The sequence below is a fragment of the Paraburkholderia sp. 22098 genome (assembly GCF_052045935.1).
In the GTDB taxonomy this organism is placed as follows: domain Bacteria; phylum Pseudomonadota; class Gammaproteobacteria; order Burkholderiales; family Burkholderiaceae; genus Paraburkholderia; species Paraburkholderia caledonica.
The window spans coordinates 200,741-217,473 of record NZ_JBQEPV010000002.1; the positions used below are offsets into that span (position 1 = coordinate 200,741).

At 62.7% G+C, this 16,733-nt stretch carries 13 protein-coding genes; 12 read left to right on the plus strand and 1 reads right to left on the minus strand.

The window, feature by feature from the left end; all coding sequences use genetic code 11:
• Positions 1-99: 99 nt before the first annotated feature.
• The 12 genes from ACTJLB_RS04365 (at position 100) to rfbC (ending at position 15,702) form a co-directional block, all read left to right on the plus strand.
• Positions 100-2,802 carry a TonB-dependent receptor plug domain-containing protein gene (locus tag ACTJLB_RS04365; protein ID WP_088175097.1) on the plus strand — a complete coding sequence of 901 codons (2,703 nt, stop codon included), beginning with the start codon at positions 100-102 and terminating at the stop codon, positions 2,800-2,802.
• 112 nt (positions 2,803-2,914) lie between these two features.
• The gene (locus ACTJLB_RS04370) at positions 2,915-3,526 is read left to right on the plus strand and encodes a MotA/TolQ/ExbB proton channel family protein (protein WP_020069917.1); all 612 of its coding nucleotides are present in this window, start codon (positions 2,915-2,917) and stop codon (positions 3,524-3,526) included.
• A gap of 25 nt (positions 3,527-3,551) precedes the next feature.
• Positions 3,552-3,971 carry an ExbD/TolR family protein gene (locus ACTJLB_RS04375; protein WP_006051605.1) on the plus strand — a complete coding sequence of 140 codons (420 nt, stop codon included), beginning with the start codon at positions 3,552-3,554 and terminating at the stop codon, positions 3,969-3,971.
• Positions 3,968-4,741, plus strand: coding sequence for an energy transducer TonB (locus ACTJLB_RS04380; RefSeq protein ID WP_408486958.1), 774 nt, complete (start codon positions 3,968-3,970; stop codon positions 4,739-4,741). Before ACTJLB_RS04375 ends, ACTJLB_RS04380 begins: the two co-directional genes overlap by 4 nt.
• 116 nt (positions 4,742-4,857) lie before the next feature.
• A complete protein-coding gene (locus tag ACTJLB_RS04385) occupies positions 4,858-6,759 on the plus strand; it encodes an extracellular solute-binding protein (RefSeq protein ID WP_440782592.1) in 1,902 nt (633 codons plus the stop codon).
• Between the two features lie 17 nt (positions 6,760-6,776).
• On the plus strand, positions 6,777-7,829 hold the full coding sequence (locus ACTJLB_RS04390) for a microcin C ABC transporter permease YejB (RefSeq protein ID WP_440782593.1): 1,053 nt from the start codon (positions 6,777-6,779) through the stop codon (positions 7,827-7,829).
• Complete coding sequence (locus ACTJLB_RS04395) at positions 7,783-8,898, plus strand: ABC transporter permease (RefSeq protein ID WP_027804933.1); 1,116 nt, start codon at positions 7,783-7,785, stop codon at positions 8,896-8,898. The genes ACTJLB_RS04390 and ACTJLB_RS04395 overlap by 47 nt, the downstream gene beginning before the upstream one ends.
• Positions 8,895-10,553: an ABC transporter ATP-binding protein gene (locus ACTJLB_RS04400; protein ID WP_440782594.1), complete on the plus strand. Its 1,659-nt coding sequence runs from the start codon at positions 8,895-8,897 to the stop codon at positions 10,551-10,553. The genes ACTJLB_RS04395 and ACTJLB_RS04400 overlap by 4 nt, the downstream gene beginning before the upstream one ends.
• A complete protein-coding gene (locus tag ACTJLB_RS04405) occupies positions 10,546-11,982 on the plus strand; it encodes a TldD/PmbA family protein (protein ID WP_408410937.1) in 1,437 nt (478 codons plus the stop codon). The genes ACTJLB_RS04400 and ACTJLB_RS04405 overlap by 8 nt, the downstream gene beginning before the upstream one ends.
• A complete protein-coding gene (locus ACTJLB_RS04410; RefSeq protein ID WP_088175103.1) occupies positions 11,982-13,343 on the plus strand; it encodes a metallopeptidase TldD-related protein in 1,362 nt (453 codons plus the stop codon). The genes ACTJLB_RS04405 and ACTJLB_RS04410 overlap by 1 nt, the downstream gene beginning before the upstream one ends.
• Before the next feature lie 709 nt (positions 13,344-14,052).
• Positions 14,053-15,048: a GlxA family transcriptional regulator gene (locus tag ACTJLB_RS04415; protein ID WP_027804932.1), complete on the plus strand. Its 996-nt coding sequence runs from the start codon at positions 14,053-14,055 to the stop codon at positions 15,046-15,048.
• A 102-nt stretch (positions 15,049-15,150) separates the two neighbouring features.
• A complete protein-coding gene (gene rfbC, locus ACTJLB_RS04420) occupies positions 15,151-15,702 on the plus strand; it encodes a dTDP-4-dehydrorhamnose 3,5-epimerase (RefSeq protein ID WP_020069906.1) in 552 nt (183 codons plus the stop codon).
• Between the two features lie 74 nt (positions 15,703-15,776).
• Here rfbC and ACTJLB_RS04425 read toward each other — a convergent pair whose 3' ends face one another.
• A complete protein-coding gene (locus tag ACTJLB_RS04425) occupies positions 15,777-16,667 on the minus strand; it encodes an EamA family transporter (RefSeq protein WP_020069905.1) in 891 nt (296 codons plus the stop codon).
• Positions 16,668-16,733 lie beyond the last annotated feature (66 nt).

Genomic DNA, 16,733 nt, shown 5'->3' on the forward strand with positions numbered 1-16,733 from the left:
TAAAGCGTGGTGCGCCGTCGTCGTAAAAAGGGCAGGGAAGTTCATAAGGCTTTTCTTTGCACAACAGGTGTGGTCTTACTGACAAGTGAGAAGGGGAAAATGAAACAAAGGGCATTGGCGTTGGCCATTAAAAGGATGCTTTGGGCAGAACTCGCCTTGTCGGCGGCTATGGCCGCACCGGCGTTTGCACAAAGCCAGCCGGCGACGACCGGCAATACCGCGGCCACTACGACGTCGGAAGCCACTCCGACAGCGACGGACTCGGGCAACGTAACGAAGATGCAGCGCGTGGAAGTTACCGGCTCGCTGATCCGCACGTCGGATAAGGTCGGCAATACCGAGGTGCAAACCATCACGCCGAAGGAAATCGAGCAAAGCGGTTACACGACCGTGGCTGATTTTCTGCGCGGCACGTCCGCCAACTCGGGCAGCAGTTGGGGCCAAACGACCATGAACAGCTCGGCGCAAGGCGGTGGCGGCATCGCGTTGCGCGGCCTGAGCGAAAAGTACACGCTGGTTCTGGTGGACGGACAGCGCGTCGCCAATTACGGCAAGGCGGTGAACTTCACCGACACGTTCTTCGACGTCAACTCGATCCCGCTCAATATGGTGGATCACATCGACATCGTGAAGACGGGCGCCGTGTCGGTGTACGGCTCGGACGCGATTGCCGGCGTGGTCAACATCATCACGAAGAAGAACTTCCAGGGCTTGCAGTTCGACGGCCAACTGGGCAAGGCGCAGCATCCGGGCGACGCGCAGGGCAACTTCGGCGTGCTCGGCGGCTTCGGCGATCTGAATTCGGACCGCTTCAACGTAACGGCTGCGGCGAGCTATTACCGCGACACCGGTTCCTCGCTCGCCGATCGTTCGATGACGGCCAACCAGGACTTCAGCCAGTTCCCCGGTGGCCTTGCAGGGCCGCTGGGGCCGAACCAGCAGTCGTACTGGACGGCTCCTGACGGCACCAAGACCGCGCTCAACCCATGCCCTCCCGGCAGCGTGTCGGCGGACGGCGGCGCGGAGTGTAAATCGAATCCCGCGAGCACGACCTCGCTGGTTCCGTCTACAACGCGTTTGAACGCGAAGGTGCGCGGCACCTTCAAGATCAATGACGACGTACAGGCCTACGCGGACCTATGGGTGAGCCGCAACGAAACCGTGCAGAACGAAGGCCCCGCGGCACTTTCAAGCATAACCAACGCCTACAATCCGGCCACCGGTTCCGCGCTGCCGCTGTCGCGCACCGTTCCGGGGACCAATCCGTACAACCCGTTCGGCGCACCGGCGCAGATCAACTACACGTTCCCCAACACTATTTCAGCGGATACGGTCTCCACCTTCTGGCGCGCGATGACCGGCGTGAAGGGCTCGTTCACCACGCAGAAGTTCGGCGACTGGGACTGGTCTGCGGACTACGGTCATTCGCAAAGCACCGTGGACACGACCTACAGAAACATGTTGAACGTGGCGGGTGTCGAGAACATCTTGCAGAACGGCGTGTATGACTTCGCGAATCCGTCGGCCACGCCTAACGGGCTGAACGGCGTGTTCCAGAACGACTATGAACAGGCTATCTCGAAGCTCGACAGCGTGACGGCGAAAACCTCGACCGGCAATCTGTTCAACCTGCCGGGCGGCCCGGTCGGCGTGGGCTTCGGTACGGAATTCCGCCACGAGAGTTCGCTGATCAATTCGCGCACGTACACTGTGCAGGGCATCACCGCGCCGGCCAACGTGCAGACGGTCGACGGCGAGCGCAACGTGGCCGCTGTCTACTACCAGGTCGACATTCCGATCATCCGCAATCTGACGTTCACGCAGGCGGGCCGTTACGACCACTACAGCGACTTCGGCGGCGCGTTCTCACCGAGCTTTGCGCTGCGCTTCCAGCCGGTGCAGGCGCTCACGGCATTTGCGTCGTATAGCCGCGGTTTCCGTGCGCCTACGCTCGTGGAAAACTCGCAGGCAACCTATCTTGCGCACCAGAACCTGGTCGATCCGAACGATCCGAGCGGTTCGTCGACCAAGCGCTTTACGACTGAACAGGTCAATGGCAATCCGAACCTGCAGCCCGAGCATACGAAGAACTACAACATCGGCTTCCAGCTCTCGCCGGATTCGTCGACCGATATTGGCGCCGCGTTCTACAAGATTCACATCGACGGCGTGATCGGCACCAACGATCCGAATGCGGTGATGAACGCGAACGACCCGTCGACGGTGATTCGCAATGCGGACGGCACGGTCGCCTACATCAAGGAACAGTTCGTCAATCTCGGCTCGCTCGACACCGACGGCTTCGACATGAACTTCCGCAAGTCGGTCGGCACGAAGTACGGCACGTTCACGCTCGCCGGCGACTGGGCCTATGTGTGGCACTTCAAGCTGAACAGCCCCGGCGCACCGACGCAGGACTTCGCGGGTAACAACCTTGCGCTGCTGCAACCGTTCGGCGCGAGCAACCCGCGCTGGAAGGGCAACACGAGCCTGAGCTGGGACTATCGCAAGTTCACGACCACGCTCACGTGGCAGTACACGGGCCCTTACACGAATGCGGTGGCGTCCGAATTCGGCGACGGCGGCACGTTGTCGGTGGCGTCCTACAGCCAGTTCAACCTGATGGCCACATATCGCGGCTTCAAGCACTGGACCATCTACGGCGGCATCAACAACATCTTCGATCGCAAGCCGCCGTTCGACGTCGAGTGGCAGGCCACACCGGATATCACCGGCTACGACCAGTCGCTTTACACCAACATCGGCCGCTTCTTCCAGGTCGGCGCGACGTACCGCTTCTAAGTCCTCGATGTCTGTTTTTGAAAAGCAGTCTGTTTAGTCGGTCGGCTGCTTCGGCTCCCGTCTTCGGGACCGAAGCGGCCCAACTTTGTTAGAGACGCAACTGGAGTTCCCCGTGCTCAATACCCTTATCAACTATTCAGTTCAATCGATGGGCCTGATTCCCGTTCTGGCCTTCATCTTCCTGCTGGGCATCTCGATCATCGTCGAGCGCTTCATGTTCTTCTCGCGAGCGGTCAAGGCGGGCAAGACGCTCGAACATGATCTGAAGATGGTCGAGCCGGCCAATCTGTCCGACGCACAGAAAGTCGCCGAGCACTACAAAGCAACCGTGCAGGGCGAACTGGTCAAAAGTGCGCTGAAGGTGCAAGGCAAACCCGAAGCGGTGGTGGAGCGCGAACTGGAGGAAACCATCATGTTCCAGATGCCGCGCCTCGACCGCAATCTGTGGATTCTCGACACGGCGGTGACGCTCGGGCCGCTGCTCGGCCTGCTCGGCACGATCATCGGCATGGTCGAGTCGTTCAACGTGCTCGGCACGAGCGGCACCGCGAATCCGAACGGCGTGACGGGCGGCATCGGCCACGCGCTCACGGCTACTGCGTGCGGCCTGACGATCGCCATTATCTGCGTGATCTTCCTGAACTACTTCAACAAGCGTATCCGGATGACGGTCAATCAGTTCGATCTGATCAAGTCGCTGCTCGTGTCGCGGTTCGCCGCCTGAACATCCGCTTCCAAGGAGAAGGATCATGCGTAACCATCGCAGCCATTACCTGGGCGCGGAAGAGAAGGCGCGCATCGAGATCATTCCGATGATCGACATCATGATGTTCCTGCTCGTGTTCTTCATGCTTGCCACGCTGAAGATGATTCAGGGCGCGGGCATCAAGCTCGATCTGCCGCAATCGAGCACGGCCGAGCAGTTGCAGCAGACGGTCAAGGTGTCGATCGGCGTCACGAAGACCGACGAGATTTATCTCGACGCGAAGCCGGTCACACCCACGGAGTTGACCGCGCATCTGCAAGGGCTCGTGCATGATTCGAAGAAGGTCGACGTGGCGATTGCGGGCGACGAAGGCACGAGCTACAAGAACATCGTCAAGGTGATGGACCTCGTGCGCGCGGCGGGCATCAGCTCGGTTGCACTCGCCACCAATCCGACGACATGAGCTCTCCGGTACTCGACATGAAAGACCCGCAAAGCCGCCTGAGCGGCGCGCTCTGGGCGTCGTCCAATCCGGCGCATCATGGCCGCATGTCCATGAAGACTGCGCTCGCTGCCGCGCTCGTCGTCGAATTGCTGATCGTCGCGGGGCTCTCGCAGGTGAGCTTCAGGCAGGAGCCGCCCGCGCCGCGCAAGATCATGGAAGTGACGATGGCGCCGCCGCCACCGCCGCCGCCGCCCGAGGTGAAAAAGCTCGAGCCGCCGCCCGCGCCGACGCCGGTAAAACCGCCGCCTAAACAGCAGCAACCCAGGCCGCAGCCGACGCCGAAGCCGCCGCCGGCGATGCCGTCGGCGACGCCCAAACCCGCGAACATCGCGCCCGCCGCAAATCCGAGCGCGAATGCGCCCGCGCTCGCCACGGCGAATGCGACGCCGGGTCCAGCCACGGCGCCTGCCGCTCCGCCCGCGCCGGTGGCGCCGCCGGCGTTACACGGCGTGGTCGACGGACGCGGTCACTGCCAGGCCGTGCAGCCGCAGATTCCGCGCCGCGCGTTGCAAGAGGGACTGTCGGCGACGGTGATTGCACATCTGTCGATTAGTCCCGACGGCAGCGTCAGCGACGTAAAAATCGTGCGCGTGACACCGCCGACCTCGGTCTTCAACGACGCGGTCATCACGGCGGCCAGGTCGTACCGTTGCGAGAAGAATGCCGAGCCGTACGTTGGCGAGGTTGCGTTCTCGTTCAAGACCGCACCGAGCGACGACGACCAGTAAGGCCGCAACCGCAGTGGAGAAGGGAGCGCGGGCGATGGCCAGAACCATCCTCGCGCGATTCGACGTACCGCGCGCCGGCTCGCAGCCGGCGCGCGACCTTTTAGCCTTTGGAAGAAATGAGACCTGTGAAGTTTCGCTGGCCGCGCGCGTTGCGCATGCTCGCATATCTGCTGCGGCCAGGCTCGAGCGTGGCCTCGCTGTGGGCGCACGCCGTCGTGCTCGGCCTCGGTCTCACATTGGGCATGACATCCGCGCACGCGAGGCCATCGATATCGCAATACGACGAGCCCCGATATCCGGCGAACTTCACGCACTTCGACTACGCCGATCCCACCGCGCCCGCGGACGGCACGCTCAGCTTCCATAACTACAACGAGTTGCAGACCTACGATTCGATGAATCCGTTCCTCGTGCGTGGCGCACCCGCGCCGGACGTGCTGCACCTGATGTTCGACACGCTCATGCAGCGAAGCTGGGACGAGCTTGCGTCGGAGTATCCGTTGATTGCGGACGACGTGGAAGTCGCGCCCGATCTGTCGTCGGCGACGTTTCACATCAACCCGGCCGCGCGCTTCTCGAACGGCGATCCGATTACCGCAGCCGACGTCAAATATTCGTTCGACACGTTGACGAGCCCGCAGGCGTCGCCGATGTTCAATGCCCAATTTGCGGTGATCAGGCGCGCGGTCGTGGTCGATCGGGCCACTGTGCGCTTTGAATTCAGGCATGCCGAGCGCGGCGCGCCGCTGATTGCGGGCGATCTGCCGGTGTTCTCGCCGAAATGGGGGATGCGTGCCGACGGCACGCGCGCGCCGTTCGACCAGATCGCGAACGAGGTGCCGGTTTCGAGCGGCCCGTATCTCGTCGAATCGCGCAAGAACGACAAGGAGATCACGTACAGGCGCAATCCGGCGTATTGGGCGGCGGACCTGCCGTCGAGGCGCGGCATGTACCGCTTTGCGCATATCACGTTCAAGCTGTATCGCGACCACTACACGCAACTCGAAGCCTTCAAGGCCGGCGACGCCGATGCGATCGTCGAATACAGCGCGACGCAATGGGCGCGCAAGTACGTGGGCAAGAACTTCGACAACGGTGTGTTGAAGAAAGGCAATTTCGCAGACGGCCCCGCGCAGATGCAAGGCATGCTGATCAATCTGCGCAAGCCGATGTTCCGGGACGTGCGGGTGCGCCATGCGTTGACCATGGCGTTCGATTACGACTGGATGAACCGGATGATGTTCTACGGCCAGTACCGGCGCACCGGCAGCTATTTCGCTGCGAGCCCGTTCGGTGCGAGCGGCATGCCGGGCGCGAAGGAACTCGCGCTGCTCGAACCGTACCGCGCGAGTCTGCCGCCTGAAGTGTTCGGCCCGATGGTGAAGCCGCCCGACACGCTGCCGCCGAATTCGCTGCGCGGCAATCTGCGCGTGGCGCGCGATCTGCTCGCGCAAGCCGGCTGGCACTATCGCGACGGCGCGTTGCGCGACGTCAACGGCACGCCGATGAAGATCGAGATCATCGACGATCAGCCCGGCATGGACCGGCTGATTCTGCCGTATATGCAGGCGCTGGCGAACCTCGGAATAGAGGCGCATCTGCGCGAGATCGACAGTGCGTTGTATCAGAAGCGGATCGACAACTTCGAGTTCGACATGACCACGTATATCTATCCGCCGGTCACCATTCCCGGTGTGGAACTCGCACGCCGCTTCGGCAGCGCGGCGGCCTCGCAGGTGGGCTCGGAGAATTACCCGGGGATCCGCTCGCCCGCAGTCGACTCGCTGATCCATGCCGCGCTCGCCGCGACCACGCTCGACGATCTGCAGGCGGCAACCCGCGCACTCGACCGCGTGCTGATCAACTCCTATTACCTCGTGCCCGAGTATTACGCGCCGGGCGCGCGCATTGGCTACAAGACCACGCTCGGTTTTCCGGAAATCGTGCCGGCCTCGTACCAGTACGAGGATTGGGTTATCGACTACTGGTTCGCCAAACGGCCGGCCGCGTCACATTGAGTTCATCGGAAAGCGACATGTTTGCGTACATTTTCAGACGATTGCTGTTGATGGTGCCGACCTTGCTCGGTGTCGTCACGCTGACTTTCATCGTCACGCAGTTCGTGCCGGGTGGGCCGGTCGAGCAGGTGATGACGCAACTCCGCCACGGCACTGGCCGTGGCGGAGACGCGGGGGCGGGCGGCGGCGGTTATCACGGCAGCCAGGGTGTCGATCCGCAGCAGATCGAGCAGATCAAGAAACAGTTCGGCTTCGACAAGCCGCCGCTCGAGCGCTATGTGCTGATGCTCGAACACTACGCGAGCTTCGACCTCGGACAGTCGTACTATCAGCACGCAAGAGTATGGGATGTGATCCGCTCGAAGCTTCCGGTGTCGATCACGCTCGGGCTCTGGACGGTGCTGCTCACCTATCTGGTTTCGGTGCCGCTCGGCATCGCCAAGGCGGTGCGCAACGGCTCGCGTTTCGACACCGTGACGAGCGTGCTCGTGCTCGCGGGCTACGCGATTCCCGGCTTCGTGCTGGGCGTTTTGCTGCTGATGCTGTTCGGCGGCGGCACCTTCTGGCAGGTATTCCCCATGCGCGGTCTCACGTCGGATAACTTCGGTGAGCTGAGCACATTCGGCAAGCTGCTCGATTATCTGTGGCACATCGTGCTGCCAGTCACGGCCTCGGTGGTCGGCAATTTTGCGGTCGTCACGATCCTCACCAAGAACACGTTTCTCGAAGAGATCGGCCGTCAGTATGTGCTGACCGCGCGTGCAAAGGGCGCAACCCAGCGCGACGTGTTGTGGAAACACGTGCTGCGCAACGCGGCGATTCCGCTGCTGACCGGATTGCCGGCGGCGTTCGTCGGCGCGTTCCTGAACGGCAATCTGCTGATCGAGACTTTGTTTTCACTCGACGGCATGGGCCAGCTCTCATACGACTCCGTGATTCGCCGCGATTATCCGGTCGTGCTGGGTTCGCTTTTTCTCTTCACGTTGATCGCCCTTGTAACCAAACTCATTGCTGACGTCTGCTATGTCCTCGTCGACCCGCGTATCCAGTTCAACCGGCTTGACCGATGACGCGTCCGCCGCGCCACGCGGCTTAGTGCCGTCTCCGTGGCGGCGCACGTGGCTGCGCTTCCGGCGGCAGCGTCTGGGCTACTGGAGCCTCATGATCCTCGCTTCGCTGTTCGTTCTCAGCCTGCTCGGCGAGGTGCTGTCGAATGACCGGCCGCTCGTTGTCCGCTATGACGGGCATTACTATTTCCCGATCGTAAAGGACTATCCGGAGACGCTTTTCGGCGGCGATTTTCCGGCGCGCGCGAATTACCTCGATCCGTATATTCGCTCGCGGCTGGAGGCGAACGGCAACTTCGCGGTCTATCCGCCGAACCACTTTCACTACGACACGATCGACTATTTCGCCGCGCATCCGTATCCGGCGCCGCCCACGTCGTCGAACTGGCTCGGCACCGATCAATACGGGCGGGACGTGCTCGCGCGGCTTCTTTACGGATTCAGGCTGTCGGTGTCGATGGCGCTCGCGCTCACGGTCTCCGGCGTGCTGATTGGCGTAGCGGCGGGCGCGGTACAGGGCTTTTACGGCGGGCGCACCGATCTGATCGGCCAGCGTCTGATCGAGATATGGAGTTCGATGCCGGACCTGTATCTGCTCATCATCTTCGCGTCGATCTTCGAGCCGACGCTGTGGCTGCTGTTCATTCTTCTGTCGATGTTCGGCTGGCTCGTGCTGTCGGACTACGTTCGCGCGGAGTTCCTGCGCAACCGTTCGCTCGACTATGTCAAAGCCGCACGCACGATGGGCCTGTCGAACGGGCAGATCATCTGGCGTCATGTGTTGCCGAACAGCCTTACGCCGGTTATCACGTTCCTGCCTTTCCGGATGAGCGCGGCGATCCTGTCGCTGACCAGCCTCGATTTCCTTGGGCTCGGTGTGCCGCCGCCGACGCCGAGCCTCGGCGAGTTATTGCAGGAGGGTAAAAACAATCTGGACGCCTGGTGGATTTCGGTGTCGGCGTTTGCCGCGCTCGTGGTCACGTTGCTGCTGCTGACTTTTATCGGCGACGCGCTGCGCAATGCGCTCGACACGCGTTCGCGCGGTTCAGCCTTCGGGGGGGCGCCGCGATGAGCGTCACGTCGAACGACCGGCCGCTGCTCGAAATCGAGCGCTTTTCCGCACGTTTCGGCGACAAGCTCGCGGTGCGCGATCTTAATCTTTCCATCGCGTGTGGCGAGCGTGTTGCGCTCGTCGGCGAATCGGGCTCGGGCAAGAGCGTCACCGCGTTGTCCATTCTGCGGCTCGTCGACCATGCGCATTTGAGCGGACGCATCCTGCTCGACGGTGAAGACCTGTTGAGCAAGACCGAGCAGCAAATGCGCGGGCTGCGCGGCGCGGACGTGGCCATGGTGTTTCAGGAACCCATGACCGCGCTCAATCCGCTTTTTACCATCGGCAAGCAGATCGCGGAAAGCGTGCGCCTGCACGAGGGCTTGCGGCCGAATGCGGCACGCTCGCGCGGCATCGAGTTGCTCAGGCGCACGGGCATTCCGGAGCCGGAGCGCCGCATCGACAGTTTTCCGCATCAGTTGTCAGGCGGCCAGCGCCAGCGCGCGATGATTGCGATGGCGCTCGCGTGCCGTCCTCGCCTGCTGCTCGCCGACGAGCCCACTACCGCGCTCGACGTGACCGTGCGCCAGCAGATCGTCGACCTGTTGATCGAACTCCAGGAACAGGAAGCCGCCGAGCGCGGCATGGCGGTATTGCTGATCACGCACGATCTGAATCTCGTCAGGCGTTTCGCGCAGCGCGTCGCGGTGATGGAGAAGGGCGTGCTGGTCGAAACGAATACGACGCAAGCGTTGTTCGAGGATCCGCGGCATCCGTACACGCAGCGTTTGCTCGACAGCGAGCCGCGCCGCTCCATAGCGCCGCTCGAAAAAGGCGCGCGCCGTCTGCTCGAAGTGCAGGGGCTTTCCGTCGACTACAGCACGCCCGCCAAAGGTTGGCGATCGCTGTTCGGCCGCTCCACGTTTCGCGCGGTGCATGACGTCGATTTGAGCGTGCGGCGCGGCGAAACCCTCGGCATTGCAGGCGAGTCGGGATCGGGAAAATCGACGCTCGCGGCAACCGTGCTCGGTTTGAACAGGGCTGCTGCGGGCCATGTGCATATCGACGGCATGCCGTTGTCGGTGTTGAAGACCGCTGCTTCGCGGCGGGCGTTGTACTCGCGCATGCAGGTGGTGTTCCAGGATCCGTTCGGCTCGCTGTCGCCGCGCATGACGGTGGAGCAGATCGTCGGTGAAGGTCTTGCCGTGCATCGGCCCGAGATCGACGCAAAGGCGAGGCGTGTACGCGTTGCCAGTCTGCTGGAGGAGGTGGGGCTGCCCGCCGACGCGATGCCGCGTTATCCGCACGAGTTTTCCGGCGGGCAGCGTCAACGGATTGCGATTGCACGAGCGCTTGCAGTGGAGCCGGAACTGCTGGTGCTCGATGAACCGACGAGCGCGCTCGACGTGTCGATCCAGCAGCAGGTGCTCGCTCTGCTGGTACATTTACAGAAGACGCGCAAGCTAAGCTACCTTCTCATCACGCACGATCTCGCGGTGATGCGGGCCATGGCGCACCGTGTGATCGTCATGAAGTCCGGGCGGGTCGTCGAGGCCGGTGATACGCTCGAAGTTTTGCATGCGCCGTCGCATCCCTATACACGATCGCTTCTGGCCTCGTCGCTGCTGATGGCGCGGCCGGATTCCGCGCAAACTCCAAGGAGTGTGAATGATTGACGAACGCTGGGCGCAGGCCGCCCGGTCGCTTAAGAGCCGCGCGGAGTTCTGGTCGCTGCGCATTGTCGACGAACGGATCGACGATCACGAGGTTCGCAACGATATCGCGCAACCGCTGCGCACGGTGCGCGATCGTGGCGCGATGCTCATCGCGTGGGTCGGCGCGGGCGCCGGCTACGCGGCGACGGCGAACCTGTCGGCGGCGGGCTTGCAACAGGCGCTCGATCTCGCCACCGCACGCGCCGAGGCGAGCGCGGCATTATCGTTGATCGATCATCGCGAAGTCGCGCGTCCGTCGGCGAGTGGCGAGTACGTGTCGCCGAATGCGCAGCACACGCTGCCGGGCCGCGCCGAATGGATCGACCGGCTCGGCGCCGAATGCGCGGCGGCGAAGCTGGATGCTCGCATCGTCGAGCGCGTGGCCGCGATGCAGATCATTCACACCGATCAGCTTTATATGACCGGCGACGGCGTGCGTATCGATCAGCGGTTCCGCTTCGTGATGCCGCAGTTGAGCGTGGCCGCGCATGCGAATGGCGACACGCAAGTGCGCACACTCGGCGGCAACTACGGCACGCTCGGGCAGGGCGGTATGGACGTGCTGGCGCGCTTCGGTTTCGACGGCTGCGGCCCGCGCGTCGCCGCCGAGGCGCTGCAATTGCTCGCCGCGCCAAATTGCCCGTCGGGCAAGCGCGACCTTCTGCTGATGCCCGATCAGATGATGCTGCAGATTCACGAGTCGATTGGCCATCCGCTGGAACTCGACCGGATTCTCGGCGACGAGCGCAATTTCGCCGGCTGGAGCTTCGTGAAGCCCGACATGTTCGGCTCTTACCGTTACGGCTCTGAACTGCTGAACGTGACTTTCGACCCGGAGTTGCGCGAAGAAGCCGCAGCCTACGCATTCGACGACGACGGCTCCGAAGCGCACAAGGAATATCTGATTCGCAACGGCGTGCTGGAGCGGCCGCTTGGCGGCGCGCTCTCGCAGCAACGCGCGGGCATGCCGGGCGTGGCGAATTCGCGTGCGTCGAACTGGAACCGGCCGCCCATCGACCGCATGGCGAACCTGAATATCGAGCCGGGCGACAGTTCGCTCGACGAGATGATCGGCAACATCGAACACGGCATTCTGATGCGCACCAACACGTCCTGGTCGATTGACGATCATCGCAACAAATTTCAGTTCGGCTGCGAATTCGGGCAACTGATCGAGAACGGCAAGCTCACGCAGATCGTCAAGCAGCCGAACTATCGCGGCATTTCCGCGAATTTCTGGCGCAGCTTGAGCGCGGTCGGCAACGCCGACACGCGCGAAGTGTATGGCACGTCGATGTGCGGCAAGGGAGAACCGGCGCAGATCATTCGCGTGGGCCACGCGTCGCCCGCTTGCGTGTTCAGCAATGTCGACGTGTTCGGAGGCGCGTGATGAGCGACTTCATGTCACCGCGCGCCGCGCATGCCGTGGACTGGCAGCGGCACTTCACGTCGCTCGCCGATGCGATCGAGCGTCTCCAGCAACGCGGCGAAACCACGCTCAGTTCGTTTGCCGGCGAGCAGTCCGACTTCATTCGCTTCAACGCGGGTAAGGTGCGGCAAAGCGGCACCGTCTCGCAAGGCAAGCTGACCTTGCGTCTGATTGACGGCGCGCGGCAGGCGTATTCAACGTTGACGGTGTGCGGCGAGCTGGAGCAGGACGTCGACGAAGTGCGCGCCGCGCTGGCCACGTTGCGCGAGGGTCTGCGCGATGCCGCCGACGATCCGCACCTGCTGTTCGATACATCCGCATGGCAGCGCACCACGCGGCGTTCGGGCAGATTGCCGGATCCGCACGGCTTGTTGCGCGTCGTCGCCGAATGCGCGCGCGGCCTCGATTTCGTGGGCTTTTATGCGGGCGGCACCATCGTGCGCGGCTTTGCGTCGACGCGTGGCAGCCGCGGCTGGTACGAAGTCGACAACTTCAATTTCAGCTGGTCGCTCTATGACCCGAGCGGTCGGGCAATCAAGACCACATATGCCGGCGACGACTGGAGCGATGCGGTCTTCGCCGGCAAAGTGGAACAGGCTGCCACGCGTCTCGCGGTGCTCGCTCGCGCGCCTCGTGCGCTCGCGCCTGGACGCTATCGCGCATGGCTCGCTCCAGCCGCACTTGCGGAGCTATTGGGCGTAACGGCGTGGCGCGGTTTTTCGGCGCGCGCGCAGGCCAGTTCGCGCAGCGAGTTGTACAAGCTGCACGTGGGCGACATCGCGCTGGATCGTCGCGTCACGCTCAGCGAAGACCTCGGCCTAGGCATCACACCGGGCTTCAACGACGACGGCTACTTGCGCGACAGCGTTGCGCTGATCACAGCGGGCCGCAGTGCCGGGCAACTGACCAATGCACGCAGCGCAAGGGAATACGGCTTGACGCCCAACGGCGCGCTCGCCGAAGAATCGCCAGCGTCGCTCGCCATGCAGCCTGGCGACATGATGGACGAGGACGTGCTTGCGCAACTGGGCACCGGGCTTTACATCGGCAACTTGTGGTACGTGAACTTTTCGGACCGGATGAATTGCCGGCTCACCGGCATGACGCGCTTCGCGACCTTCTGGGTGGAGAACGGAGAGATCGCCGCGCCGCTCGAAGCCATGCGGTTCGACGACAGCCTGTATCGCCTGCTTGGCAGCGAACTCGAACAGATCGGCGCGCACGCCGAATTGCTTCTGAGCGATGGGACGTGGGGCGAGCGGGCGACGGGCGGCATGCAATTGCCGGGCATCCTCGCAAAGTCATTCGAGCTGACCCTTTAAGCATTGCGACGCGGCTCGCCGTTCGAGGCGAGCCGCGCCGGCTTCCCCGCGTACGCGAACGGGAAGCTTCTCACGACCCCCAATCTTCTGAAGAATTAGCGTTTCACGCAAGGAACCACTCTACAGTGGCGCTGATTAATCTGAAGAATAAACAGATCATGTTTCATAAATGAAACATTTTTTGCGATTTTAAAACGTTCGCATAAACGAATAATCGCTGGATTAGAATCGTTGCGGGCTAATTACCACGGCTGACAAGGCACATTCCGAATGTGCGAATAACAAATCCAATTAAAAGGGCCATTGCGGTGCGCCGGTGTGTTCAGCTTTGAAACGTTTTGATAGCTCTCCAATGCCGCACACGCCGCCGGGCGTATGCACACGGCATTCCAGGGGCAAAGCGAGGCGGGCTGCGGTCCCGCTCAGCCGCGGCTCACAGGGCTCGGCGGCGGCGCGCGGTAGGTTTTTCCGCTCCGGATTCACGCGTCGGCTAATTATTACTTGCATCAAATGAGAATAATTTTCGTCAGACGTTAAATGCCTGGCTAATTCCGTTGTTTTCAAATTTACTAACGGGATTCATTCGGCTAACATCGCTGATAATGCGTGAAGCGGCGTTCACCGATGTTGAATAGCGATTATCAGTTGATCCATATCGTCGGAGTAACGCGCGTCCTCGTCCAACCACGTAGACATTTTGAGGAAGACCATGTCCCACATCCACGTCGATTCCGCGAGGGTTACCTGGTTACACACGCCCGCTGTCAATGTGCGCACAGCGGCGCGGCGAATTGGTGTGCTGTTGTTCGACGGCTTCTGGTTGCTTGGCCCCGGTACGGTCGTCGAAATGTTCCAGACCGCGAACGAACTCTCCGGTACGCGCCCAGGCGAAGAGCCGCCCTATGAAGTGCAGTTCCTGTCGCTCGACGGCGGCAGTGTGCCGAGTTCGTCGGCCGCGCGCATCTGGACCGATCGTATCGACACACGCTATGGAACGGGCTTCGACGTCCTTTTCATTGCCGGCGGTCACGGCGCGCATGAGGCGGCCCGCGACCAGCGCCTGCTCGGCTGGCTGCGCTCGGTGCAGGCACGCACTCGTGCGATCGAAACCATCGGCGAAGGGCGGCTCGTGCTGGAGGCGGCCAATCCGGGCGACCCCGAGGCGCTGCAAATTGGTCGCTATGGCCGCGGCGGGGCGGACGCTATCCTCAGCGCGTCCAACGATCGCAATGACTGCGCCCGCAGCGCGCTCATGTTCATCAAGCGCGATCTAGGCGCGGAACTCGCGCGCAGCGTCGCCGAACGCGTGATGCCTGGCATGGCTGCAACATGGGTTCCGCTGCCCGCCGAGGGCGGCACGCTGAGCGTGGCGGAAAAAATCCGCGCGGCCGCGCGCTGGATGGAAGCGAACTGCGACCGTCCGGTGTCGGTTGCCGACGCAGCCCAGGTCGCCGCGATGAGCGAGCGCAATTTCCTGCGTCGTTTCAAGCATGAGATGCACGTCACGCCGTCCGACTACCTGTTGCAGGTGCGTCTGCGCATTGCTTGCAACTTCCTCACTGAAACCGAACTGCCGGTCGACAAGATCGCGCGGCGCAGCGGCACCGGCAACGGCGACCGCCTTGCAAAGATCTTCCGCAAGCGCATGGCGCTATCGCCAACCGAATATCGCGCCCGCAGCCGGCTTGCCTCCTCGGAGCTCTGACAGTAGAGCGCGTCTGTAGGGCAGGCGCGTTTCAAGGCCGCCGCGCGGACGCGCGGCGGTGTCCTCGTTCTTTGTCGAGCAGTTTCTTACGGGCACAGTGGCATGGGCAACCAGGTGTTGGCAACGGCACTGCCGGAAGTGAAACTCATCGAGCCCGAGGTGTTTGGCGACCCATTCGGTTTCTGTTATGAGAGCTTTGCCGCGGACGAGTTTACCGCCGACGTCGCACGCGGTTTCGACTTCGTGCAAGACCGGCATCTGCGCGCGGTGCATGGCGTGCTGCGCGGATTGCACTACCAGGTCCAGCGTCCGCAAGGCCGGCTCATGCAGGTCGTGGCAGGCGAAATTTTCGACGTCGCCGTGGACGTGCGGCTCAATTCACCGAACTTCGGCAAGTGGTGCGGCACGCACCTGAGCGCGGAAAACCATCGGCAGATCTGGGTGCCGCCGGGCTTCGCGCATGGCTTCGTCGTGCTTTCCGACGTCGCCGAGTGTCTGTGGAAAACAACCGAGTACTGGTTTCCCGAACTGGAGCGCTGCATCTTGTGGAGCGATCCGGACATCGGCATTGAATGGCCGATCGATTTCGAGCCGATTGTCGGCGCGAAGGACGCCGCCGGGCGGCGTCTATACGAAGCCGAGAACATGGCTTAGCAGCCGCCCATGCGCTTCCGCAGTTGAGTGGTCCTTACTGCACGACGCGCTCGACGGATCGCAACGCGCCATCGCTACCGCGCGGCCACCACCGCGCCGACACTCGCGGCCACCACGAACAACGTGCCCGCGACCTGCAGAATACCCATCGGCTGATGCAATACGACAAAGCCTGCCACTGCGCCGATGGCTGGCTCTACACTCATCAGGATACCGAACGAACCTGCGGGCATATGACGCAACGCCACCATTTCCAGCGCATAGGGCAAAAGAGGAACGAGTATCGCAAGGCCGGCGGTCGCCGCGAGTTGGCCCGCGGCCACGTGTATGCCGCTTTGTGCGAGACCGAAAGGCGTGGCCACGAGCGCCGCTGCGATCAGCGAGACCGACAGGCCTTCCAGACCCGCGAACAGCTTGCCGGTCTTTTTCATCAACACGATGTAGCTGCCCCAGCCGCAAGCGGCGGCAAGCGCAAGGAATACGCCGAGCGGTTCACCCACCCAGCCGCCGCGATCGCGCGAAAGCAGCACGACGCCCGCAATCGCCAGCGCGGGCCATAGAAGCGCACGTGCACGGCGGACGGCCAGGGTTGCGACCGTTAGCGGCCCGAGAAAGTCGATCGCCACCGCGAGGCCGAGTGGAATACGTTGAAGCGCCGCGAAAAAACACAATGTCATGCCGGCCATCGCGGCGCCGAGCGCGCCCGCGGCGAACCAGTGCGCGCGCGAGTAGCTGCGAACGCGCGGCCTTACCAGCACTGCGAGCACGAGGGCGGCCCAGCAGAGCCGCAGCCAGGTGGTGCTGAGCGAGCCGTAGACCGACATGGTCGGTTCGGAAAGCGCGGCGCCGAACTGGACGCTCGACATGGACAGCACGCACAGCAACGCTGCACCGGCCGCGGCGCGCGCAGGTTTGACGTCGGCCGGGTCGGGCGCGGCTGCGCACTTGATTGTCGTGTCCTGCATGGTTTTTTCGCGTCGCTGTGTGAATGTTCACGCTATCTTATCGGCTCCCGCGCTACTAAGATAAGT

Coding starts and splice junctions, on each gene's coding strand:
- ACTJLB_RS04365 (WP_088175097.1), top strand. CDS start 100: ATGAAACAAAGGGCATTGGCGTTGGCCATTAAAAGGATGCTTTGGGCA.
- ACTJLB_RS04375 (WP_006051605.1), top strand. CDS start 3,552: ATGCGTAACCATCGCAGCCATTACCTGGGCGCGGAAGAGAAGGCGCGC.
- ACTJLB_RS04380 (WP_408486958.1), top strand. CDS start 3,968: ATGAGCTCTCCGGTACTCGACATGAAAGACCCGCAAAGCCGCCTGAGC.
- ACTJLB_RS04385 (WP_440782592.1), top strand. CDS start 4,858: ATGAGACCTGTGAAGTTTCGCTGGCCGCGCGCGTTGCGCATGCTCGCA.
- ACTJLB_RS04390 (WP_440782593.1), top strand. CDS start 6,777: ATGTTTGCGTACATTTTCAGACGATTGCTGTTGATGGTGCCGACCTTG.
- ACTJLB_RS04395 (WP_027804933.1), top strand. CDS start 7,783: ATGTCCTCGTCGACCCGCGTATCCAGTTCAACCGGCTTGACCGATGAC.
- ACTJLB_RS04400 (WP_440782594.1), top strand. CDS start 8,895: ATGAGCGTCACGTCGAACGACCGGCCGCTGCTCGAAATCGAGCGCTTT.
- ACTJLB_RS04405 (WP_408410937.1), top strand. CDS start 10,546: ATGATTGACGAACGCTGGGCGCAGGCCGCCCGGTCGCTTAAGAGCCGC.
- ACTJLB_RS04410 (WP_088175103.1), top strand. CDS start 11,982: ATGAGCGACTTCATGTCACCGCGCGCCGCGCATGCCGTGGACTGGCAG.
- ACTJLB_RS04415 (WP_027804932.1), top strand. CDS start 14,053: ATGTCCCACATCCACGTCGATTCCGCGAGGGTTACCTGGTTACACACG.
- rfbC (WP_020069906.1), top strand. CDS start 15,151: ATGGGCAACCAGGTGTTGGCAACGGCACTGCCGGAAGTGAAACTCATC.
- ACTJLB_RS04425 (WP_020069905.1), bottom strand. CDS start 16,667: ATGCAGGACACGACAATCAAGTGCGCAGCCGCGCCCGACCCGGCCGAC.